The sequence below is a fragment of the Longimonas haloalkaliphila genome (assembly GCF_055379825.1).
Genome location: NZ_AP043948.1, coordinates 258,502 through 280,471, shown reverse-complemented (window position 1 = coordinate 280,471; position 21,970 = coordinate 258,502). Strand labels below are relative to the sequence as shown.

Here is a 21,970-nt window from a genome sequence, read left to right as displayed (position 1 = left end):
GTCGTGTGGACAATCAGAGCAGTAGGGTAATAATCGCCGCCACATGCAGGAAAGCCAGGTAGTTACGAGCGGTTTTCTCGTAGCGGGTGGCAATGCGCCGATAGTGTTTGATGCGACTGAAAAAGCGCTCGATCTTATTTCGGTCCGCATATAAGTTGGTGTCAATCACACGCTGGATCGTCCGGTTCTTTTTTGAAGGAATGACCGCCTCGGCCTCAAGGGCTCCGATGTATGCAATGAACCGATCACTGTCAAAGCCTTTGTCGCCGATCACCGCCTCGGGCTTGAAGCCCATGACCAATGGTTCGGCCTGGGTGATATCTGCTCGTTGGCCCGGCGTCAAAATGAAGCGCAAAGGATTGCCTAAAGCATCTACAGCCGCGTGCACTTTCGTCGTGAAGCCACCGCGCGAACGGCCGAGTGCTTCGGCGGTGGCATTAGTTTTTTTTGGCCGGCAGCACACTGAGCAGCACACTGATGCGCACGCACAGTTGTCGAATCGACCATCATCCACTCCAAGTCCGGCTCCTGCAGGGTCTTGAAGACGCGCTCCCAGACGCCAGCTTTAGACCATCGGCTGAATCGCCGATAGACGGAGTTCCACTTGCCAAAATGAGGCGGAAGATCTCTCCAGGGCGAGCCCGTGCGACTGATCCAGAGCACTGCATTGATGAACAAGCGGTTGTCCCGGGCTGTGCGACCCGGATCCGTCTTTTTACCGGGCAGAAGTCTGGCGATTCGCTCCCAATCCTGGTCGGTGATCGCGTGTCGAGGTCGTTCCATTACGGGTTGCATTAGGGCGCCAGTGGAATCAGAGTTCGGAAAAATCAACCGCATCGACTTTTAGGCCAGCTATTGGTTCCGTATGTCCACACGCTCTAGGAGTCTGATTCTTCAACGTGCGAAATGGCGTGTAAGAGAGAGCGGCAAGAATATATGCGCTCTCCAGAAGAGCCTCACAATGTCGAACGGACCACTGTACAGAAAGGCGTTGCTAAAATGCATTTGTAAAGTAGCCCCCCCCCTCAGACCTGCAAGTAAATTGCGTGCAGTTATCGTGAAGATAAGTACTTCAAAATACACGCCCCTTCCAAGCGATGGCTAAGGAATCGATAGGCGACGCGAAATCGGGAAGAGACCACGTCCGGTCATACCGGCAAGAAGCAGGCTCTAAGTAGGCCCGCAAAAGTATCTTTGATTATGTCATTGCGAGCATAGCGACGCAATCTTGTGCTATCGAACCAGGCGGCACCGCCCAGGTCGAGGGCATGAGATCGCCACGTCAGTCGCAGGGCTCCTTCCTCGCGATGACAAGGTGTAAACATAGTTTTATTGAGCTACTTAGTGGTCTTCTCGCCAAGTCGGACCTTTTTTCGGCGGAGGCGTAGGACGAGCATTTCCGTTCCGCCTTCCATGAGAATCAACGATGCCGAACCGACTCTCCCTCCGCCCGGTCTCCACTTCGGAAGCCACAGAGATTCGACACATGGCCGCCTCCCGGGTCCAGCCGGCCCGCTTAGTGCAACGGGCCCGGGTCCAGCCGGCCCGCTTAGTGCAACGGGCCCGGGTCCAGCCGGCCCGCTTAGTGCAACGGGCCCAGGTTCTGGCGGCGATGCTGGAGGACCCAACCCTGAGCGCGAAAGAGGCAGGCCTCCGCGCTGGATATCGCAGCGCGCCAAGCGGGCCAAAGTGGGTCCGCCGGTTTAACGACGGCGGCCTGGAGGCCCTGGACGACCGGCCTCGATCGGGGCGCCCGCCGATCCACGGCGAAGCGGTGCGCTCGAAGCTCTTAGATCTGGCGCTCCAGAAGCCTCGCTCGCTCGGTCTTCCCTTTGCGATGTGGACCCTGGAGCGTCTGCAGACGGCCTTCTTCGAGCGAGAGGGAATACCGTTGGCGACCTCTACAATATGGGAATACGTGGAGGCGGAGGGCCTGCGCTGGAAACGCCAACAAAGCTGGTTCTATGAAGCGGAAAAGCACGATGAGCGCTTTGCAGAAAAAAGGGGGCCATCATCGCAGCCTACGTCCGTCCGCCCCCGAGAACGCGCGTGATCTGCATCGACGAACTCGGCCCCCTCTCGGCCAAGACCTATCCTGGTGCCGAATGGAAACGAGGACCACAGCGAGCCACCTTTGAGCCGGATTACGGGCGGCGAGGCACACTCTGGGTGCACGGCGCCTTTGAGCCGACTACCGGAGAAGCAGCCATGGTCGTCAGCGGAAAGCGCGACTCGAAGAGTCATAGCGCACTCTTGGAACGAATGATTGAGGTCTTTCCCTCGGATCGATGGCTCGTCGTCGAAGACAACCTGAGTACGCACCATAGCAGAGAGACAAAGGTGGCCTTGCTGGCCTGGCCAGAGGTCCAGGTGCAATTTATTCCGAAGTATGCCTCGTGGCTAAACCTCATCGAACCATGGTGGAAGCAGTTGAGAAGCCTGGCGCTGAAGGGACGCCGATTTGAAACCGTCGAGGAACTCAGAGAAGCGCTCTGGGAGGCGTTGGCCTACTGGAATGCCCACTGTCATCCCTACCGATGGAAGAAGCGTCCGCAGAAGCAGGAAGAGATCTCCGCGCTGTGGAGTGCAGCCCGGACTCTCGGGGGATACGGGTCGGTCCTCTTTCCTGACAACACACCCACTTAGCGAGAGCACCACTTAGTCCGGCCGCACGCGGTGCGTGGCTGTTGCACGATAGGGATCATCGGGCCAGTAGTGCTTGGGGTAGCGACCCTTCATCTCCTTCTTGACCTCGAAGTACGTCTCGTCCCAGAAGTGCGCCAGGTCCTGCGTGATCTGTACCGGACGCTGCGCCGGGGAGAGCAGATGCAGCGTAAGCGGTACGCGTCCGCCAGCGAGACGCGGGGTGTCGGTCGCGCCGAACATCTCCTGCAGACGCACCTTGAGCGCGGGGGCCTCCGGATCGCTGTAGTCGATGGGGCGGTTTTGTCCGCTGGGCACGGTGAGATGCGTGGGGGCCAGGTCGTCGAGCTTCTCGCGCTGCTCCCACGACAGGCGCTGCTTGAGCAGCTCGTGCAGGTTGAGACGGTTCAGGTCGCCGGTGCGCCGCATGCCGTACAGGTGCGGCATCAGCCAGTCGTCGAGCGTGTTGAGCAGGTGCTCGTCGGAGGCGTCGGGCCAGTCGTCGAGGTGGTGATGCACAAACACGAGCCGCTGCTGCAGGCGGCGGGCGCCTTTGCTCCACGGCAAGAGGTCGAGCTCGGTATCGGTAACGCCGGTGCACAGTGCAGCGGCGAGCGGCTCAGCGGGCGGGTCGGAGAGGGGACCATCCTTCAAGGTGAGTGCCCCCAGCGTACGCTGCGAGCGCGCCTGTACGCGACCCGACTGCGCATCCCACTGAACCACGGTATCGTGACGGATGAGGGCGTCGAAGAAGGTGGTGAGGTCATCGGCTGAGATGGGCGCGGCCAGCCGAATCTGTGCGGTGCGGTCGCGCCCGGCTACGTGAGCGCAGGCCAGGTAGTCGGATTCGGAGAGCAACTGGGCATGCGGCAGTGCGGCGGCCTGTCCGTTGGCAAGACGAAAGCGATCGGATGGCCCGTCGTGCCGCTCGGCGATGCGGTCGGGGTAGGCGAACGCGGTGAGCAGGCCGCAGGCCGTGGCGTCGCTGCGCGCGTTGCGGGGCACCCCCAGGCGACGGCGCCAGTGCCCGGCCATCTTCTGCACGCGCCGGAGCGTGCCACGCGCCAGTCGGCTCTGGCGAAGCGCATTCGGCAGGTGGGTTTGCCCCTCGCGAGCGCGCTGCAGAATGTCGAGACGCAGGCGCAGGTCAGCATCAGGCGCCTCGCCGCGTCCGCGTACGATGTCTCGCTCGCTCAAGAGCGCAGCCACATCGCAGGCCGCGGCCTCGTAGCCGAGGTCCTGCGCCCGGCAGAGCATGTGCGCCAGCCTGGGGTGAATACCCATCGCCGCCATCTCGCGTCCGTGGGACGTGATGGTGCCATCCTCGTTGAGCGCGCCAAGGCGCTGTAGCAGATCAACGGCTTGCTGCATGGTGCCTGCAGGAGGCGGCGAAAGCCAGCGCAGCTCGCCTGGATCGGTGGTCCCCCACGCGGCCAACTCCAGCGCAAGCGGCGCGAGATCAGCGTGTGCAATCTCAGGCGGCGTGTGTTCGGTGCGATGCATGTGCGTGTGGCGCGTCCACAGCCGATAGCACACACCCGGCGCCGTCCGTCCAGCCCGCCCCGCGCGCTGATCGGCGGAGGCTTTCGAGATAGGCACCGTCTTGAGCTGTGTCATGCCGCTGTTCGGATCGAACTGGGGCGTACGACGCTTGCCGCTGTCGATGACCACGCGCACCCCGTCGATCGTGAGGCTGGTTTCAGCGATGGGCGTACTCAGCACGATCTTGCGCTCGCCCGCCTCGCTCGGCGCAATGGCGCGGTCTTGCTCGTCGTGCGGCAGATTGCCGAAGAGCGGGTAGACGTTGACATGGGGGGGCAGTCCGCGCTGCTTGATCTGCCGCTCTACGCGCTTAATCGAGGCGGCGCCGGGCAGAAAAACCAGCATGTCGCCCTCAGTATCGGGCAGCGTCTCCATGATTTTGTCGGATACGTAGGGTTCGATGTATCCATCAGGGCGCCGGTCGGCGTAGTGGATATCGACCGGATACGTGCGTCCTTCACTAGTGATGCGCGGCGCATCCCCCAGAAGCTCAGCTACGGGTCCTACATCGAGGGTGGCCGACATAACGAGAAGCCGCAGGTCGGCGCGCAGCGATTCGTGGACGTCGAGTGCGAGGGCGAGTCCGAGATCGGCCTGCAGACTGCGCTCGTGAAACTCGTCGAAGATGACCGCGCCGATGTCGTCAAGAAAGGGATCGTCCTGGATCATGCGCGTGAGCACGCCTTCGGTGACGACCTCGATGCGGGTCTGGCGACTGACCTGCGTATCCATGCGCACGCGGTAGCCGATAGTCTGCCCGACAGATTCGCCGCGTTCCTGCGCCATGCGACGGGCGGCGGCACGGGCGGCCAGGCGACGCGGCTCCAGCATGAGGATGCGCTGGTTGCCCAGCCAGTCGGCCTCAAGCAGTGCGGGTGGCACGCGGGTGGTTTTGCCTGCGCCGGTGGGCGCTTCGAGTACGGCCCGAGGCGTATCGCGCAGCGAAGCGCGCAGTTCGGGCAGCACGTCATCGATGGGGAGGGGCGTCATGCGTGGCGGTAACCGTTCGTTTGAAGTCCAGACGGTTTACCTGAACGGAAGAGAAACGCGATTTGTTGGGGCGTTTGCGCGGCGTGGCGAGATCGCCAAGAGAACACCCATGCTGGCTTTGATCTGCTGACCTGCTAATGGAGCTACCGTCCGATGAGTCGTTCGGAAGCACGTGCGCAGTAAAAATGTGCTACTACGAAGGTTCAAAAAACTACAAGCCGTGCATCAACAGTATTACATATCTACGTCTCGGCACCAAGCTTTGACTCTTTTGTCACAACTTAATACTTTAGATCGAAAGGTTGCTCCTTAGTACTGGAACGCCTATCACATCATACATTATCTCGTTTCGTTCAAAAATATGGGCACGTCGATATGCCGCGCACGCTACGCTACTTTCGCACCCTTTTTCTCGTCTCTCTTATTTGCAGCGCAGTAGGGCTTCCTGCGAGCAACGCACAGAACATAGAAGTCCCCGATGAGCCCGCCGAGTGGGGCGAGGTATCTGTCGATGTTCTTGAGATGGACCACTATCCCGCCGACTCTAACGCAACGGCTGTAATCCTGTCCGACTACGGTGAGACTTCGTTTCGACCAAACGGGCGCCTGGCGTTTGAACGGCATCGCCGCGTCAAGATCTTGAGCGAGGACGCCTATGACAGTTGGGGGACGGTCGAGATTCCGTATTATGCTGCAGACGGCACCGAACGGGTCGACCGCATTGACGGACAGACGATGGTGCTCGGAGCGGACGGCAGCGTAGAGACGTATGAGCTTGACAGCGACGACGTTTTCGAGGAAAACATCGACGGCGATTATGAGCGGATCACGTTCACGCTCCCTAATCTGCAGCCAGGTGCTGTGATTGAGTACTCGTATCGCATCCGCTCATATCAGCCTCAGTTCTTGCGCTCATGGGCCTTTCAGACGACCGAGCCCACGCTCTATAGCGAGTACGAAACCAGCATCCCAGAGGTGTTTGAATACGTTTTTCTCTCGCAGGGTGAGCACCCGTACGCTGTGGAGGAGAACGACCGGATCAACTTTGGCCATAACCTGCGAGCTACGAAGCACCGGTGGGTCATGACGGAGGTGCCCGCCCTGCGCGAAGAGCCCTTCATGACCACGCTGGAGAATTATCGCTCTAAGATCCGCTTTCAGCTGCAGGCTGTAAACCTTCCGAACCGGCCGCGGAAGCCTGTTATGAGTTCGTGGCCCGAGCTGGCTGAAGACTTGTTAGACCATGACAACCTGGGTGACCAGATGGGCGACCACCGTTCGGTGCGCGACGAGGCGCGTTCCATTATCGACGGCATCGAGGACCCGATGCAGCAGATGAATGCGATCTATGATGCAGTGGCCACGTGGATGAGCTGGAACGGGATGCGCAGAGTCTACGCAAGCAGCGATCTTGACGATGTGCTGGAGCGGCGCAGCGGAACCAGTGCAGAAATCAATCTGCTGCTGGTGTCTATGCTCCAGGAGGCCGACCTTGCTCTGGCTGCGCCGGTGCTCATCAGCACGCGCGACCATGGCCATACCGTGCCGTTGTACCCGTTCCTCTCGCAGTTCAACGACTTGATCGTTGTAGCGTCTACGGATGAACAAGTTATGTTTTTGGATGCGACCAATCCACATCGTCCGGCAGGAGTGCTACCCCTTCGGGCACTGAACGACAACGGGTTTATGCTGAACGAGGAGAACGCGCAGTGGATTGACATTCCGCGCAATGTGCCGGATCAGCGCTCCTTCTTCACGCAGGGAGAGCTGCACGCGGACGGCACCATAGAAGCGAATGTGCAGGCCACGTACAGCGGGCCGAGCATTGCTCTGCGCCGTAGCGACTACGAATCGGCTGACGACGATGCGTCGTTTGTCGTGTCGACCCTGTTCGACCGCTACGACGACGCCGAGGTTGACGCTCCCCGTGTCGAGATTCCTGATGCACGCCGCGAGTCTGTTGTCGTTCGGTCTGATGTGACCATTCCACGATATGCCAACACGGCCGCCGACTTTATCTACCTCAACCCCATGCTGCTTTCGCGATGGGAAGAGAATCCGTTTCAGGTGGAGGAGCGCACGTACCCAGTTGACTTTGGATATCCCGGGCAGGTAGAGCAGGTCATTTCGCTGCAGTTGCCTGAGGGATACGTGATCGAGGAGATGCCCGGCAACATGCAGGTACAACTGCCTAACGAAGGGGGCGCCTACACACGACTCGCTCAGGAGCAGTTTGGACGCCTGACCGTCCGATCGGTGTACACCCTGAACCAGCCGGTTATCGGTTCGCAAGACTACGAAGGGCTGCGCGACTTCTTTGCGCGCATCGTCGACATGGAATCTGAGCCGATCGTGTTACGCAAGGAAGCTGAGGAAGCTGAGGAAGCTGAGGAAGCTACGGAGTCTCCCTCTGAGGCTGCGTCGCAGTGACGAGCCGTAATAAACAGTGATGAGCGCGCTGCTCACGGCCCAACATCATCTCCTATTGCCTCCAACCGCTTCACGATAATCGTATGCACATTCGATCTGCAGGATGGGCCGGTATCCTCGTATGGATCCTGCTGGCCTGTCCGGTAACAGCACAAGACATAGGCCCCTTATCCAGCGACCTGGAAAACAAGTCGCTTGCGCTTCGTACCGTGCCGCTTCCCATGATGGAGGCAGGCCCCGACGCCATCGTACGTCGCCACATTGAGCACATAGAAGCGCACGAAGTGGGGTCGGTATCCCATCATGTCCGCAAAGCCGTCACGATCTTCTCGCGGCAAGGACGCGACGCGTTCGGGCGGGTTCATCTCTTTCACGACTCGTTCCGCTCGATCGCCCACCTGGACGGGTGGGTACTGGATGCCGAGGGCACGGTTGTGGCAGAGCTGGACGACGACGATCTGCGCGACTATCCGGCCAACGACGGCTTTTCGCTCTATCGCGATCTGCGCGTCACCATTGCCGAGCTGAACCATAGCACATACCCGCATACCATCGTATTTGAGTATACGATTGACCGGGAAGGCCACCTGGACTGGCCGGTGTGGCAGCCGCATCATCAGAGCGCGTCGGTGGAGCACGCGCAGTACATGGTCGACACGCCCGCAGCGATGCAGGTGCATTACGACCTGCGGCGCGGCGCCCCCGAGCCGGAAAGTCGCCTCCACGACGACCGCCGCGTACACACGTGGACGGTGCGTGGCGCTGAGGCGTTGAAGGCCGAGCCCCACGGGCCGCCGTGGCACCAGCAGGCACCAGCGGTACACGTGGTTCCCGACCGGTTTGCCATCAGCGACACGGAAGGGACGTTTGCCAGCTGGAGTGCATTTGGCGACTGGTACTACGGGCTCACTGAGGGCCGCCAGGGGCTTTCGCCGGTCTCCACAGTTCGTGTCCACGAGGTGGTAGAGGGGGCTGCAACGCGTCGTGACTCGGTACAAGCCCTCTACGAGTATATGCAAGATCACACGCGCTACGTAAGCGTGCAGCTGGGGCTTGGGGGGTGGCAGCCCTTTGATGCGGGCTACGTAGAGCGTACCGGTTATGGCGACTGCAAGGCGCTCTCAAACTACATGCAGGCGCTGCTGGAAGAAGTGGGGATTGAGGCCTTCCCTGTGCTTATCTATGGTGGGTCCAATCCCCCCGAGCTGCGTGACGACTTTCCCGAAAACCGGTTCAATCACATGATTCTGGCGGTGCCTGCCGAGCAAGACACGCTCTGGTTGGAGACGACCAGTCAGGTGCTTCCGTTTGGGCATGTGCCGCGTAGCATCAAAAACCGGCGCGCGCTGCTGGTGCGTGAAGAGGGAAGCCACCTGGTTGAATTGCCGTCGTCGCAGCCCGAAGCAAACCAGCGCACGCGGGTTGCTGAAGTTCAGCTCACATCTTCAGGAGATGCCACTGCCTCCATAACGAACAGGTACACAGGCATTTTTCAGGACGCGCCGCGCCATCGGTTAACGAATGCTTCGGCGCGAGCACGTACCGAGTGGCTGCGCGACCAGATCCGTTTCTCCACATTTCAGATTGTAGATGCAGACTTCGCATCAGTCGATGCGCGCGAGCGAGAGATTCGACTTCCTGTTACGCTGGATCTGCCTCGGTATGCAGCCTCTACGTCTTCCCGTCTGTTCGTTGAACTGGGACTGCAAGGTCGGACCCGCTCAGTTCCCGACGAACCTGACGACAGGCGGAGGCATCCGGTGCATGGCTTCACCGCGCCAGCAGTTTACACCGACTCGGTAACCTACGTCTTACCGGATGGGTACGGCGTGGAGGCGCTTCCCGGCGGAACGGTGTTCGATGCACCGTTTGCGACGTACACGGTGACAGTAACCCACGAGGCTCCAGATCAGATCGTGTATGTGCGTCACTTCAAGGTGAGGGAGGCGGTGCTCCGCCCCGACCACTACGAGCGCTACCGCGAGCTTCTCCGCCAGATGCGTGAAACCGACGCCATGCAGGCCGTGCTGGTAAAGCAGTAAGGTGCCCCTGTTGGACAAACGCAGAGGACAAACGCAGAAATGCCCCCTAAAACAGTAGAAGCTCCTGCAAACGCAGGAGCTTCCATGTAGGTACGTGCAAGGTAGTGGGCCTTCCTGGCCCAAATATAGTGGCATGCCCGGTTACTTCATTTCTCAACTACCACACCAAATCACCCTTCAGAGCGTATCAGCGTATTTTCTTGTTAATATTCATTGCAGTGGACTTCGTGGTTTGTTGTACCTATGTTGTACCACCGTTGGATATTGGTACAACAAATCAGCTACATCGTACACATGGCGATCACCGTAACTCCTGTCCTGCGCAAGAGCAAGAAACGCGACAGCGGACGTGCTCCTGTTTGGATTCGTATCACCGCTAACCGGAAGAGCCGGTTTGTATCCACTGGTGTCCAAATCGCACCAGAATACTGGAATGACACAAAGAAGACCGTTCGGAAGACACACGAACTCGCGTCGGCATACAACGCGAAGATACGCCGTGTCAGACTGCAAGCCGAAGAGGCCGCTCTCGAATCTGATAGCGCAGAGGCCGTAAAAACCCAAATAACGAGTAGTGGAGGCAGCTTTACTGCTTACTTTGAGTCGTTTATCGGGCGGCTCAGGGATCGTGACCAGTACTGGGAGCGCAAGAAGTACAATACTACGCTGAACAAGCTACAGGCCACACTGGGCAATCAGATCTCATGGAATGACCTTACGCCTGCTGCCCTCCGCAAACTGGAACGTCACTGCCGTGAGGAGCGCGGTAACAACCCGAATACCACCCGCAAAGAACTGTCTCGTGTACGCCGTGTCATCAATCAGGCGGTTAAGGAACAGCTGCTGGATGCCGGTAGCGACCCATTTCAGGTATACGAGTTGCCAAAGGGCGTAGCGACCGACCGGAGACGGCTCTCCATGGAGAATATGCAGGCGCTCCAAGAACTGGATCCTCCCCCCAGCTCTGATCTGCTACGTGATCGGGATGCGTTCCTTCTTGCGTTTTATGGTGGTGGCGTCCGCTTTGGCGACGTGTGCCGCCTACGCCCTGGTATGGTTGCAGGGGGAAGGTTACGCTACCGGATGATGAAGACCGATAAACCGGTGAGTGTACAACTTCCAGATCCCGCACACGATATCGTAGCGCGTTGGTCCAATGATGACGAGACGCCCTATCTTTTCCCATACTTAGACAAGGGAGACGAACGCGACCCGGTTCACCTGCGCAAGCGCATCTCTGTGTGGAATCAGATGGCGAACCGCAGTCTCAAGAAGTTAGCCGCTCAAGCCGGGATTGAGAACCCCGACGACGTGACTTTTCACGTCGCACGGCACAGCTTTGCGGACCTGGCACGCAAGAGTTCAGGAGATCTGTACGCCGTCAGCAAGGCGTTAGGGCACTCCAATCTCAAGATCACCGAACGCTACCTCTCCTCCTTCGACCAGGACGCCGTTGACAGTCTCACCGATAGCATGTGGAATGATGAGTAATGAATACAGCGAAGACACGCGCGAGTGGCTCCGTGACTTGACTGGAACGTCGTGGTCTTACTCCTTGCCCACACACTGCCTGAGCAGTCGCTACCAGCTTCTACATCCGCAAACATGGCCTTTTCCGGGCGTTCCTGCGTTCACGCAGCGTCCCCCTGAGCGCCTTTTGAGTCCTTTCCTGAGTAATGGAAATCAGATGGTATCCGATTCAGATTGGGGCCTGGCTCAAAACATGGGTATTTCCCTGATTCGCGAGACACGCGAAGAGTTTTGCACATACTTGGACGATGGAGCGCAAGGTGCTCACCGTCTGCGTCAAACAGTTAAGCGGCTCAGCGAGCACACGAAAGAGCTGGCTACTTTGATAAATGAGACATTTCGAGCAACACGTACGATATCTGACAGAGAACAAAAGGCATGGCGTGACAAGATGGATCAGTACCCTGTTGTTGCTCATCACGCAGGGGAGTTGACTCCAGAGACAACGACGCCGGACGAAGCCATGCGCCTGCACAATATTCTGGAGCGAGCTAAGTCTGAGGATGCAAACAGAAACTTAAGAGATATCATACCCAAAGACGCATCCGTAGAAGAACGTGTCTGGCATATTCGATCGGAGCGCTCAGAGACGGCTTCTCTGATCGCTTCAAGGCCGAAAAGGGAGGGAAACGACCTTCTATCTCCGTTCCAAGCTCCTGAGCAACGGATGTGTGTTTCGCTTCCATCGTGGGGATTCGACTGCGGTTTGAATCACATGCCCGTTAACATGACACTCGATCAAGCACTCTTCTACTTTCGGTGCTACGCCGATGACCTTGAAGAGGCTGCTTACTCCTACGGTAATACGCACGCGCTGCTTTATTTCCGGGCATTGATGGCAAAGATGGTACTCCGAGAGTTTGATATGTACGGCAAGGCCGAAGAGTGGCCACCAGGGCACTTCCAGGACTTTGATAACCGGCAGTATGATTTCCATCGGACACGCGAGAAGACCCTCGAACTCCTGAAGGGGTCGAAAGAATTCTGGCGCAAGGAGAGTAACCAGATGGTCCCAAACAAAAAGGCTCTATATGATCACCTACATCTGCTTGAAGAGAGCCCACTGCAAAAAAGTAATGGCGACAACATAGGGTTAGGGCGATACCGGCAGGAATTCGATAATATGGTGTCACCCGAAAAAGAGGAAGAGGCGCGAAACAAGGCTTTTTAGATCCAAAACATTGACCCCATTGAGTTTAAAAGCAAAAATTTTCGTTTAGGCACCGAAATTTTCGCTGTTTGGATGCCCTTCGACATACCATGGACTGCAATAGACAACGAATTATACCATAGCCACGACATGGCAACTGACTCAGACCGCATCATCGTCGCTGATGGCGACACACTCCGCAGCGCACTCGCTGATATCGTACGCGACTCGATGATTCGACACGTCCCCGATGCACTTCGCGAGGCCGATAAGGCTGAATGGCTCCACCCGGATACGGTCAAAGAGCGCTATGGACTCACGAATCGCCAGCTGCAGTACCTCCGCGACAACGAGCGCGTGACGTACAGCCAGCATGGACGACGCATCTGGTACCACCGCGAATCCATCGAGGAGTACTTCGATGAGGGCCGTGTGGATGCACGTGACGTGTAGCGACACGCTTCGTTCTTTTCACAGACAACAATAGAGCCTCATGGTACACCACCGAGCTCCACCAGACAAGGAAAAGCCTCAAGCAGCGCGGCAACGCTGCCTGAGGCCAAATATGGATTCATTCCCAGAGAAGGAAATTCACCAATAGTACTGCTATGAACAAAGATTCCTCTACGGGGATCCGAAGGGATACCCCACTCCAAACTGTATTATCATGCTTAAACAGCGTATCAGAGACCGGCTCGGGCTATCAAGCGCAGTGCCCAGCACATGACGATAGCTCTCCCTCGCTCTCTATTACAGAGGCCGAACCGGGCGGCAAGGTGTTGCTGAAATGTCATGCAAACTGCGATGCGTCCGACGTAGTCCACGCTATGGGCCTGGAATGGCGTGACCTCTTCCCCGATGACGCCGACGCATCTTGGAAGCCGTGGGAAGGCGATCTGGTGGACCGATACACCTACCACGATGCCAACGGCAACCCGCTCTTCCAGGTCGTCCGTTACGAAATGCGGGATCCAGAGCACCCGGCCTACGGGCAGAAGACCTTCCTCCAACATGCATACCTGCCGGACCATCCGGATGCAGGCAAATACGACCGGAAGCCCGGATACGTTAGCGGTCGCCATGACGTGGATCCCGTGCTCTATCGACTGCCGCGTGTACGGAAGGCAATCGACTATAGTGACACGGTATACCTCGTCGAAGGTGAGAAGGACGTCCAGACACTCGAACGACTCGGTCTCACGGCGACATGCAACCCCGGTGGCGCCAGCAAAGGCCCTGATCCGGGTAAGAAGTGGGCTCAATCAATGACTGACACACTTGAAGGCGCTGATGTCGTGTGTCTGCCGGATAATGACACCGCTGGGCGTGACTTCATGAGAGCCATCGCCGACAAGATCGTGCGCTGCGCAACGTCAGTCTGTATTCTCCCGCTTCCACGGCTGCGTGCAAAGGAGGATATGACCGACTGGATAAAGAAACGTGAGGGAAGCCTCCAAGAGCTACGCACACTCGTTAAGGCCACAGATCGGCACCAATGGACGCCGCAGACCGCCACAGATCTCGTCGAATATTGTGAAGCGGAAGGCACTGCTGACGATGTCTTCGAGCACATCGACTTGCTCGCAGCAGTCTCTCCAGATCGGTATCCAAAGCTTAAAAAGCGAATCAAGGCGGCAACCAAGATCAACCTGAATGACCTTCGGAGTGCTGTGGAAGCAACCCGTAAGCGACTGCAGGACGAGGAAGAACGCCAGGAGCAGAAAGCACGGCGGGAGAGACTGGCACAGAAGGCCCCTGTCATCGAAATCTCCGACCGCCCCTCATCGGAAATTGTCGATGAGATCTGCGAGGCTATAAAGATGGCTAACGACCCACCGGAGTTGTACCGACGGTCGGGCATTGCCCGTGTAGAGAAGGACCCTCAAGGAAAGCCTGAGATTGCGCCTGTTGCAGAGCCTGAGCTCGACGACTTCATCAGTCGCTGCACCAACTGCGTCGGAGAAAAGATGAAGCCCCAAGACCCGCCTCTACGCATGGTACGGCGAATCAGACATCTCCTCGACCTTCCTGTGCTGGATGGTATCACGCATGTTCCCATACTGAGACCGGATGGTACAGTCTGTGACACGCCGGGCTACGACGAAGAGACCAATCTTCTGTACTACCTACCGGATGGACACTCGCTCGTCTCGGTCCCTGAAAAGCCTACGGAGCAGGACGTACGGGATGCCCTTAACTTTGTGAACGAGGCATGGTGCGACCACCCCTTTGCCGATCAAGCGAGCCTTGCGGGCGCACTGGCTTTAGCCCTTACCCTGATTGTGCTTCCACTCTTGAAGGGGGCAAACACCCCACTGGCCATCATTGATGCAACCCGCGCTGGATCTGGGAAGAGCCTCCTCGCCATGATCATCGGTATCATAGGCACAGGCATAGTGCCTGCCACAATGAGTGCACCCATAGGCGATGCGGAGTGGCGCAAGCAAATCACCGCCCAGCTGCGCGCCGGAGAGCGGTTTATCATTGTAGATGATGTGAGCGGCACGCTCGACAGTCCATCCCTCCGACGGGCCATTACGTCAGACACTTGGTCCGACCGCATTCTCGGGGTCTCTACGCAGATGCGTGTGCCGTCCACGGCTGTATGGTGTGCCACTGGCAACAATCTACGTCCGAGTGGCGATATGGTGCGGCGCTGCTTTCTCATCCGCCTCGACACGCGTATGGCCAAGCCGTGGACACGTGACGGATTCACCCACCAACAGCCACAGTGGACGAAGGAAAACCGCGCAGAGCTCTCTGCAGCGCTGCTCACCATGGCTCGAAAGTGGGTCGTTGCCGGACGTCCAGAACCGAAAAATGTCCCGGTCTTGGGCTCCTTTGAGCGCTGGCGCACGGTCGTCGGTGGGATCCTGGAGCATGTCGGGGTCAGCGGATTTCTGGGTAATATTGATGAGCTGACCGACAGTGTCTTTGTGGAAGACGACGACTGGGCCCACCTACTCGAAGCCATCCATACGTGGGAAGAATCGCGCTCTGAGATCGGCTTTACCGTACGCGAACTGGCCGGTGCCATGGAAGAGGATATACAGGAAGAAGACTTTATGCGGGATGCCAATCTCAAACGCATCGTCGAGTGGCTCCCCGATGAAATAAGATCTCGTCTGCGCTACCGGGAGCCTATCACGCGCTCACTCGGAAACGCATTTGGCTATCGGAAGGACCGCCGGTTCGCCGGTGGATGGTATCTCACCATCATATCGGATGGCCGAGAGGGGAAGCAGTGGTCGGTGCGACGCGACGAAGAAGAGATCGACGCCACGAATCAAAGTTTGCAACCTACGCGGGGGGGCTCCCCACCTCGTCCAGATGACAAGGTGGGGGGAGGGGGGAACCCAGATCCATCTGAAGATCTGGAGTCGTGGCACCACACATGGGGAGATGAAGATGGATCGGATAACCCACCTGAGGGAGAAATCCCCTTCTAAGGGTGCTCATTCGCCACACAGGGGTAAAAAGTACCGGCTCGTTGTGCCACGACTCCAGAATCCTGGATTGATCGCTTCTAACCCCACCCCCACCTTGAAACCTAAGGTAGAGGGTTGCGAGCACCCGCGCGAAGTGGGAAACTGGAGTCGTAGCACCACAACACAACCCTCTCCGATGTCGCGCACTGTGCGTGGTCATCCGGCACAACCCACTATCATGAGCTGAGGAGAGCAGCCTATCGAATGATAGCTTACACACTAACTTTTACTCAAGCATCTACAAACCATGAATGATCTCGAACTCATACTCGTCCACAATCACAAAGGCGGCACGGGGAAGACCATGCTGGCTGTCCATCTCGCTCTTTATATGGCCGCGCAGGGTCAATCCTGGACGTTCTGGGACGTGGATGCGCAGTGCAACGCCATATCCTGGGCCACCCAGCATGAGTGGGAGGGCGAAGATGGAATCACGATACCAGGTAGTAGGAGCGCAGCCGACCTCATCGCAACGGTCGATCCTCGCCACATAGTAGGGGCATCGCACCTGCTCGTGGACACGCCTCCTGCTGAGTCTATTCTGGACTTTGTCGATCAGCACGTCAAGATCAACACGAAGGATATGGTCATCTGCCCGGTGAATGGGCGACTGTCCATTGACGGTGCAATCAAAGTGGCTGAAGAGATGGCCCACACGGGATGCCGTGTGGTGCTCGTCCCCAATTTCACGGATCCACGCGACACGCACGCTCAGGAAGAGATTGCAGCCATCGAGCAGCTTGTTGACATGACGGATGCCAATGTGGAGGTCTTCCAGATGGCCATCCCGCGAAACGAAAAGTACATGCGGGAAGCGGAGTTGCGTGGCGTTCCTGTATGGGACCTTCCCTACGCCTCTCGAACCTACATGGTCAAAGCCCTCATGGCTTTCTGTGACTGGGTCGCGCGTGGTGCGCCGCCCCATGAGAATCAGCCGGATGCCCATAGCAACGAGCGCTCCTCGTACAACGTATCCTCTTCGCTGAAGAGGCGGTTATGGCGATAAAGCCATGCTACACCCATTAAATCTGCCCGTTTAGGCATCCATGGGCATCTGCTGGCTGCCCATGGATGCCACTGGCTTCAGTTGGTGCCCATTGGATGCCATTGGATTCCATCTGTATCTATCTGCATCCACCGGTATCCATCTGAGTCGATTGGCATCCACTGGTATCACCTGCTCGTTTTCCACAGACATACCCCCTACTCACCATGAACAAGCCATATAAACCCATTACGGGCAACCCACGCCGCAAGACCAAGGGATCCCCAGACGGTGCGGAGCAATCCTCGGAGACGTCTTCCAGGGAGGACTCTTCCACGGAAGAGAAGAGCGCATCCAAGGCAAACAACTCCACTGAACGCAAGCGCCGAGTAGCTGTCACGCCACAAGACCCCGAAGCTCTGAAGGCTATTTCGGAAGATCTCGGCCTCCCACACTCCAAGGTCTATAATCTCGCGTTCAAGGCGCTAATGGAGAAGCTGGGGCGCAGGTAAACAACAATTGAGCCTGCTCATAATGTTGACCATCATCCCTTGACTAAGACTATAAATCCCCATAGCACCCATATGGAGAGGGCCTCAACAAATAAATTGAGCAAGGTATGGATTTAGTGCAGTTGCTACCGATGCTTTCAGTCATTAGATTTTGGGTATCAGATTGTAGGGGCTAGACCCTACACTTTCAATAGTCTCTATAGGGTGACTTACAGTTATGAGCAACAGAAGTGACACTGGGGAATCGATCGATATTGATCAAAACCAGCCTAAGCACCAATTCAATACCTCTATTCGACAGAGCGTTTTAGAACTCCTAAGAGCGGCATCATTCCATGAAGACGAACCCATCTCTGAGATCGTCGAACGGGCAGTCATTAAAGAACTAAACCGGATGCAGAAAGAACGAGAGAGTGAATATGAAGTCTATCCTCCACACCGGATCAAGTGAACATAACAATAGTTTGTAGGTCCTACAAATTTTATATTATGTTGTAGGTTTTTGTTTGAGATAATATCGTCAACCATCGCACTGCAAGGATACAGACATGGAAACTCCGCTCAGGGATATCAAGCCACATTCGTCTATACAATCTTTAGAGATCTCGTTTAGCGATGAGGAACTTGAACGAGAATTTGACCAGCAGTTGGTTGCAAGCCTTGTCGGAATGGATCCCAAGTTTGTTCGCAAAGTAATCGGTACTCGAAGTAAGCGACCTGTAACACTCCGAGAGATTATTGTTTTACTTAGGCAAGATGCTTTCAGAGAGACGTTTGTCCCGCGCAGCAGAATTCCATCCTATCTACTTGACAGGTCATCGGAGTCAGGGGATCTAGATCGTCTTGAAATCGATGACCGTCATTCATTTTTCAAAGGGGACGCAAAGAACTTAATCAGACGTCTCCCTCCTGAGTCTATCCAATCAGTTATAACGTCAACTCCATACTGGGGCCTTCGTCTCTATGACACACATTTCAGTGTCTTGTGGGCAGATGGGGAAACATGCCCATTTGGGCATGAACAAACACCAGAGGGTTTTATCAGACACACCACAGAGATTCTTTTCTATTTGAAAGAGGCTCTAAAAGAAGAGGGATCAATCTGGTGGAATTTGATGGACACCTACAATACACGTACTCAAATTCGCTCGAATGCGAGTGAGACTCTGAACGCAATGAAAGGCAATGACTCCCGAAGCTGGAGCGACTACGATTGTCGACGCTACAGCGCGGGGCACTCTCATCTCAAGGATGGAGAACTGTGCCTAATACCAAATAAAATAGCTGATCGAGCCTCCCGAATCGGATATTGGGTCAAAAGCTTCATTACTTGGAAAAAAGACGGTTCTCTTCCTGAACCTGTTCGAACTAGAGCTACAAGGGAAGGAGAATACATAATACACCTTTCCCTTAAACGAGGCCCGTACTTTGACAAAGATGCTTACCAGCGCCTTTCCCCCCGACTTGGAGGTCAGTACCAAGACTACGAAGCAGATAAAATGACTGACATTTGGTGTTTTCCAACGGCAAGCGGAAAAGATAACCATGGAGCAGCTTTCCCTGTAGCTCTTCCAGGCCGTTGCATAGGTCTCACTTCCCGGAAAGACGACACTATTTTGGACCCGTTTGTCGGATCTGGAACAACCTCTCTAGCAGCACTGCAACTCGGAAGAAAATCTATAGGCTTTGATATTGATGATGATTATCTCGAAACAGCGAAATCCCGGTTGAATGGGGCTCCTATGAATTTAGAGGTGTGAGAACCTTTTCTGAAAGACTTCTTTCCGTCTCACTGTAATCTTGCATCGGGACTCGAAGCTCGTAGACTACCTTTCCTTCCAAAGTGCGGCGCCGGTTTAGACTCTCTTCGTGACGAGAAGGGAGAATTAACATACCTGTATCGCAGTCAAAGGCGTCTAGATAGGTAGCAAGTTGATAGTAATCCGATGACTCTATCCGATGAGCATCCGGCTTGTATTTAACATCTATGACGAGCTGATCGCCCTTCGCATCAGACACCAAAATATCTGGCTCCATAGTACAAGTCCCATCAAGAAAAAGGCTGGGAGCTTGACTGCTTCCTGCGACCTTTTTCACTGTGAGACCTTGAGGAGACAGTGCTCTGGAAATCGTTCTCCGCGTGTAGCGCTCGAAGAGAAGATCCATGTTCGTAACTAAAGCCTCCGCCTCAACAAGCTCTGTATGGTCAAACTGAATATTGCCTTGTGCTAAGATGAGACGGGCCATAACCAAGGCAGGAATGTAATACGCTCTCGGTCCAGTATAGCGCCCCGAAATAAGACCGTTGACCACTTGCTGAAAATCAGCGAAGCTCAATCTCCTGTCTGAACAATTTGCCCAACGCGCAAGAGCGGGTGCTTCCGTCGATGATGCAACCCCCAAATTGAGTAGTTGAGCTGCCGCAGCAGAGAGCATCCGATTTTCTGCTGTCTCGAACGTCTTCTCAGAATACCTACAGTGAACGGGACGGGGCTCCCTGCGGGCTACCGATTTGAGAGTAGGGAGAACCTCAAGATGTCCACGCACAAAACCCAGTTGGTCTCTTCGCCGTCTCCGCTCCGGCATTAAGCTCTCTTTTTCAATCTGTCGCAGCTTAGCAGCGTAGGGGCGTTTGAGAAGTTGCATCCAAGACCCGTCTCCCTGGTCATAGGCGATTTGGGCCAGCTCATCAAACTCAGCACCAACAGAATTCGCTAACCCTTCCGAGACAACAAGCATCCGAGAGAACATCCTTCTCCCGACACGAGGAGTGAGGTAAAGTACACGGTCTCCTTTAAGCGGAATAGCGCCTACATAGGGTCCAACTTTTACATGAACCGTCTTTCCCTGGCCCGCTTTCACCACTCTTGGTGTTACATATTCATATGCTGCAGCGGGTAGCCAATCTAACTCAAAATTAACGATTTCAGTTGTCGAATTATCAGGGGCCTCGAAAACGTCCATTACTGCCCGAACAGTTGATCTACCTTTTCATCGATCGCATCTAGCTCATCTTCTCTGTAACCCTCCAAATGCTTTTGCAAAATCGGCCTAATTCGAGTCATATAGAAATCGAGTGGAGGCGTATCAGGAGTTAACGAAGCAAAATAACCATGCCCTACAGGGTGGTAATCTTGGATAAACGCGAATAGCTCAAGCCAGTCATCTGCCTCACCTACTCCGTTTTGGTTGAGGATATCAGTGAGTTGCTCAACTCTTGGAGGGAACTCTACAGCGTCCATACGACCAAACAGAGCATCGTCAATATTCTCTGTCGAGCGGTCAAGTGTATTCATCGTACAGATGATGACTGTGTCTTCTGGGATAAAAAAGGAATCGCCATCTTTGAGAGCTATCGCATGGTCTGGACCTCTGTAGGCCTCTTCGATTAATGAAAAAACTTCCCCGATTGCCTGGCTGAAATCAGTTCGGTTAATCTCTTCCAACACTATATAGTCCTTCTCATCCTCGATAGCCTTTCGAAGCGGACCAGATTTGTATTTCCACTCCCCTCCAGGATGAGGTCTAAGCCCAACGATTAAGTCGTCATACCCCCAACCCTCGTGAATTTGTATTCGCTCAGATTCCGAATCTGATAATACTTGCAAGCATGCTCTGGTCTTTCCCGTTCGAGGAGGACCATACAGCAAAACGGCTTTTGAACCTCTTTCGAGAACACTTTTCAGTCGTTCTTGAGGATCGGAAACTAACCAATTTGGCTTATCAACTGCTGTAGTCACGCGCGTTTTAACTTTTGTGATATGTTCTTCCATTGTTTGCTCTATGACTTTCGCCTTTTGCGAACCTTCTTCAATTGCTTCCAAGACAATGGTTTGCAAATCATTGTCAGACAATGGACTATGATTGGTTTCTACATCCCAATCAGGTTCGCCCGAGACGAATATATTTTGCACTTCCCCAGTCGTTAAGCTCAAATCTCGCTTCAAAGCCTCCCGAAAACTTCGCGCATCAGGATTCTCAGGGACCGATTCTTGCCGATAGTACCATACCCCAAATGGGACAATCGGTATTGTGACACGTGTATCCTCGCTCAAAGCGAAACCATCTTCCCCCTGACCTAAACCCTGCGGATAGTTTCGACCAGGCTTTACCTTCACTACATTATCATGCCCCTTCTCAATTTTGAGGTAGCTTGTGGGATCCACCGTGACCACTGATCCGCTTTCCGCCCACCTGACTAAGTTTGTCTGTATGATAGAGCGGCTGGCATCTTCCTTCATTGTTATAAATCTCTTCGTGTGAGAGAACGGGACGAAGAAACTCCCTTCAGGATCACCGTATCCGAAAAGCCTTTCCAATGCCGATGTCGAGTTGCTTGTGTTTATTGAGACTGGATTATCTGCGGTCATCCCCATCTGCTTGAGCACAAGCCAAATTTTCAGCATATGGCCGGCTGTACCCTTTAGATTCTCAATGGCGTTTTTTAGAGAGTTGCTAGATACATATGGCATAAGTGGCTTAGGTTTTGAGATTTTCTCTACCTTAAAATAGGCTTGTACTCCAAAATCCAATCTGTCTGCCTTCCAGGACCACTTGTGCAAGAATCGCCAAATTCTATAATGGGCCCTGGTGTCAGTGGATACTCCTCACGGATACGTTTTGGAGGCCAAATGGCATCCCGAATAGCAAAGGTAATG

Annotated in this window: 15 protein-coding genes; 11 read left to right on the top strand and 4 right to left on the bottom strand. The window is 55.5% G+C overall.

Features of this window, described 5'->3' with window-relative positions; genetic code table 11:
* Positions 1-13 precede the first annotated feature (13 nt).
* A protein-coding gene (locus ACZ48V_RS01075; protein ID WP_464540792.1) for an IS5 family transposase occupies positions 14-783 on the bottom strand; the annotation gives its coding sequence in 2 pieces (ribosomal slippage) (positions 14-448 and positions 451-783; 768 coding nt in all).
* Between the two features lie 643 nt (positions 784-1,426).
* Here ACZ48V_RS01075 and ACZ48V_RS01070 point away from each other — a divergent pair.
* On the top strand, positions 1,427-2,053 hold the full coding sequence (locus tag ACZ48V_RS01070) for a helix-turn-helix domain-containing protein (RefSeq protein ID WP_464540790.1): 627 nt from the start codon (positions 1,427-1,429) through the stop codon (positions 2,051-2,053).
* Positions 2,050-2,646 carry an IS630 family transposase gene (locus ACZ48V_RS01065; RefSeq protein WP_464538577.1) on the top strand — a complete coding sequence of 199 codons (597 nt, stop codon included), beginning with the start codon at positions 2,050-2,052 and terminating at the stop codon, positions 2,644-2,646. Before ACZ48V_RS01070 ends, ACZ48V_RS01065 begins: the two co-directional genes overlap by 4 nt.
* 12 nt (positions 2,647-2,658) lie before the next feature.
* On the opposite strand, the gene hrpB is transcribed toward ACZ48V_RS01065, so the two are convergent.
* Positions 2,659-5,175, bottom strand: coding sequence for an ATP-dependent helicase HrpB (gene hrpB / locus ACZ48V_RS01060; protein ID WP_464540789.1), 2,517 nt, complete (start codon positions 5,173-5,175; stop codon positions 2,659-2,661).
* Positions 5,176-5,550: 375 nt separating this feature from the next.
* On the opposite strand from hrpB, the gene ACZ48V_RS01055 reads away from it, so the two are divergent.
* The 9 genes from ACZ48V_RS01055 (at position 5,551) to ACZ48V_RS01015 (ending at position 19,072) form a co-directional block, all read left to right on the top strand.
* The gene (locus ACZ48V_RS01055) at positions 5,551-7,605 is read left to right on the top strand and encodes a DUF3857 domain-containing protein (RefSeq protein WP_464540787.1); all 2,055 of its coding nucleotides are present in this window, start codon (positions 5,551-5,553) and stop codon (positions 7,603-7,605) included.
* Positions 7,606-7,688: 83 nt separating this feature from the next.
* Positions 7,689-9,647 carry a DUF3857 domain-containing protein gene (locus tag ACZ48V_RS01050; RefSeq protein ID WP_464540785.1) on the top strand — a complete coding sequence of 653 codons (1,959 nt, stop codon included), beginning with the start codon at positions 7,689-7,691 and terminating at the stop codon, positions 9,645-9,647.
* A 294-nt stretch (positions 9,648-9,941) separates the two neighbouring features.
* On the top strand, positions 9,942-11,138 hold the full coding sequence (locus ACZ48V_RS01045; protein ID WP_464540444.1) for a tyrosine-type recombinase/integrase: 1,197 nt from the start codon (positions 9,942-9,944) through the stop codon (positions 11,136-11,138).
* A 196-nt stretch (positions 11,139-11,334) separates the two neighbouring features.
* Positions 11,335-12,348: a hypothetical protein gene (locus ACZ48V_RS01040; protein WP_464540446.1), complete on the top strand. Its 1,014-nt coding sequence runs from the start codon at positions 11,335-11,337 to the stop codon at positions 12,346-12,348.
* Positions 12,349-12,477: 129 nt separating this feature from the next.
* The gene (locus ACZ48V_RS01035; protein WP_464540448.1) at positions 12,478-12,780 is read left to right on the top strand and encodes a hypothetical protein; all 303 of its coding nucleotides are present in this window, start codon (positions 12,478-12,480) and stop codon (positions 12,778-12,780) included.
* 374 nt (positions 12,781-13,154) lie between these two features.
* Positions 13,155-15,776, top strand: coding sequence for a hypothetical protein (locus tag ACZ48V_RS01030; RefSeq protein ID WP_464540450.1), 2,622 nt, complete (start codon positions 13,155-13,157; stop codon positions 15,774-15,776).
* Positions 15,777-16,062: 286 nt separating this feature from the next.
* On the top strand, positions 16,063-16,821 hold the full coding sequence (locus ACZ48V_RS01025; RefSeq protein ID WP_464540452.1) for a ParA family protein: 759 nt from the start codon (positions 16,063-16,065) through the stop codon (positions 16,819-16,821).
* 206 nt (positions 16,822-17,027) lie between these two features.
* Positions 17,028-17,312, top strand: coding sequence for a hypothetical protein (locus tag ACZ48V_RS01020; RefSeq protein ID WP_464540454.1), 285 nt, complete (start codon positions 17,028-17,030; stop codon positions 17,310-17,312).
* A 548-nt stretch (positions 17,313-17,860) separates the two neighbouring features.
* Positions 17,861-19,072, top strand: coding sequence for a DNA-methyltransferase (locus ACZ48V_RS01015; RefSeq protein WP_464540456.1), 1,212 nt, complete (start codon positions 17,861-17,863; stop codon positions 19,070-19,072).
* Here ACZ48V_RS01015 and ACZ48V_RS01010 read toward each other — a convergent pair.
* Positions 19,053-20,276 (bottom strand): 5-methylcytosine restriction system specificity protein McrC, encoded by a 1,224-nt coding sequence (locus ACZ48V_RS01010; RefSeq protein WP_464540458.1) that lies wholly within the window; start codon positions 20,274-20,276, stop codon positions 19,053-19,055. The two genes, ACZ48V_RS01015 and ACZ48V_RS01010, sit on opposite strands and share 20 nt — an antisense overlap.
* Positions 20,276-21,784, bottom strand: coding sequence for an AAA family ATPase (locus tag ACZ48V_RS01005; protein WP_464540460.1), 1,509 nt, complete (start codon positions 21,782-21,784; stop codon positions 20,276-20,278). Before ACZ48V_RS01005 ends, ACZ48V_RS01010 begins: the two co-directional genes overlap by 1 nt.
* Positions 21,785-21,970: the final 186 nt, after the last annotated feature.

Bases quoted from the DNA above. Each gene is read 5' to 3' on its own strand.
- ACZ48V_RS01070 (WP_464540790.1), top strand. From the start codon at position 1,427: ATGCCGAACCGACTCTCCCTCCGCCCGGTCTCCACTTCGGAAGCCACA.
- hrpB (WP_464540789.1), bottom strand. From the start codon at position 5,175: ATGACGCCCCTCCCCATCGATGACGTGCTGCCCGAACTGCGCGCTTCG.
- ACZ48V_RS01055 (WP_464540787.1), top strand. From the start codon at position 5,551: ATGCCGCGCACGCTACGCTACTTTCGCACCCTTTTTCTCGTCTCTCTT.
- ACZ48V_RS01050 (WP_464540785.1), top strand. From the start codon at position 7,689: ATGCACATTCGATCTGCAGGATGGGCCGGTATCCTCGTATGGATCCTG.
- ACZ48V_RS01045 (WP_464540444.1), top strand. From the start codon at position 9,942: ATGGCGATCACCGTAACTCCTGTCCTGCGCAAGAGCAAGAAACGCGAC.
- ACZ48V_RS01040 (WP_464540446.1), top strand. From the start codon at position 11,335: ATGGTATCCGATTCAGATTGGGGCCTGGCTCAAAACATGGGTATTTCC.
- ACZ48V_RS01035 (WP_464540448.1), top strand. From the start codon at position 12,478: ATGGCAACTGACTCAGACCGCATCATCGTCGCTGATGGCGACACACTC.
- ACZ48V_RS01030 (WP_464540450.1), top strand. From the start codon at position 13,155: ATGGGCCTGGAATGGCGTGACCTCTTCCCCGATGACGCCGACGCATCT.
- ACZ48V_RS01025 (WP_464540452.1), top strand. From the start codon at position 16,063: ATGAATGATCTCGAACTCATACTCGTCCACAATCACAAAGGCGGCACG.
- ACZ48V_RS01020 (WP_464540454.1), top strand. From the start codon at position 17,028: ATGAACAAGCCATATAAACCCATTACGGGCAACCCACGCCGCAAGACC.
- ACZ48V_RS01015 (WP_464540456.1), top strand. From the start codon at position 17,861: ATGGAAACTCCGCTCAGGGATATCAAGCCACATTCGTCTATACAATCT.
- ACZ48V_RS01010 (WP_464540458.1), bottom strand. From the start codon at position 20,276: ATGGACGTTTTCGAGGCCCCTGATAATTCGACAACTGAAATCGTTAAT.
- ACZ48V_RS01005 (WP_464540460.1), bottom strand. From the start codon at position 21,784: ATGCCATATGTATCTAGCAACTCTCTAAAAAACGCCATTGAGAATCTA.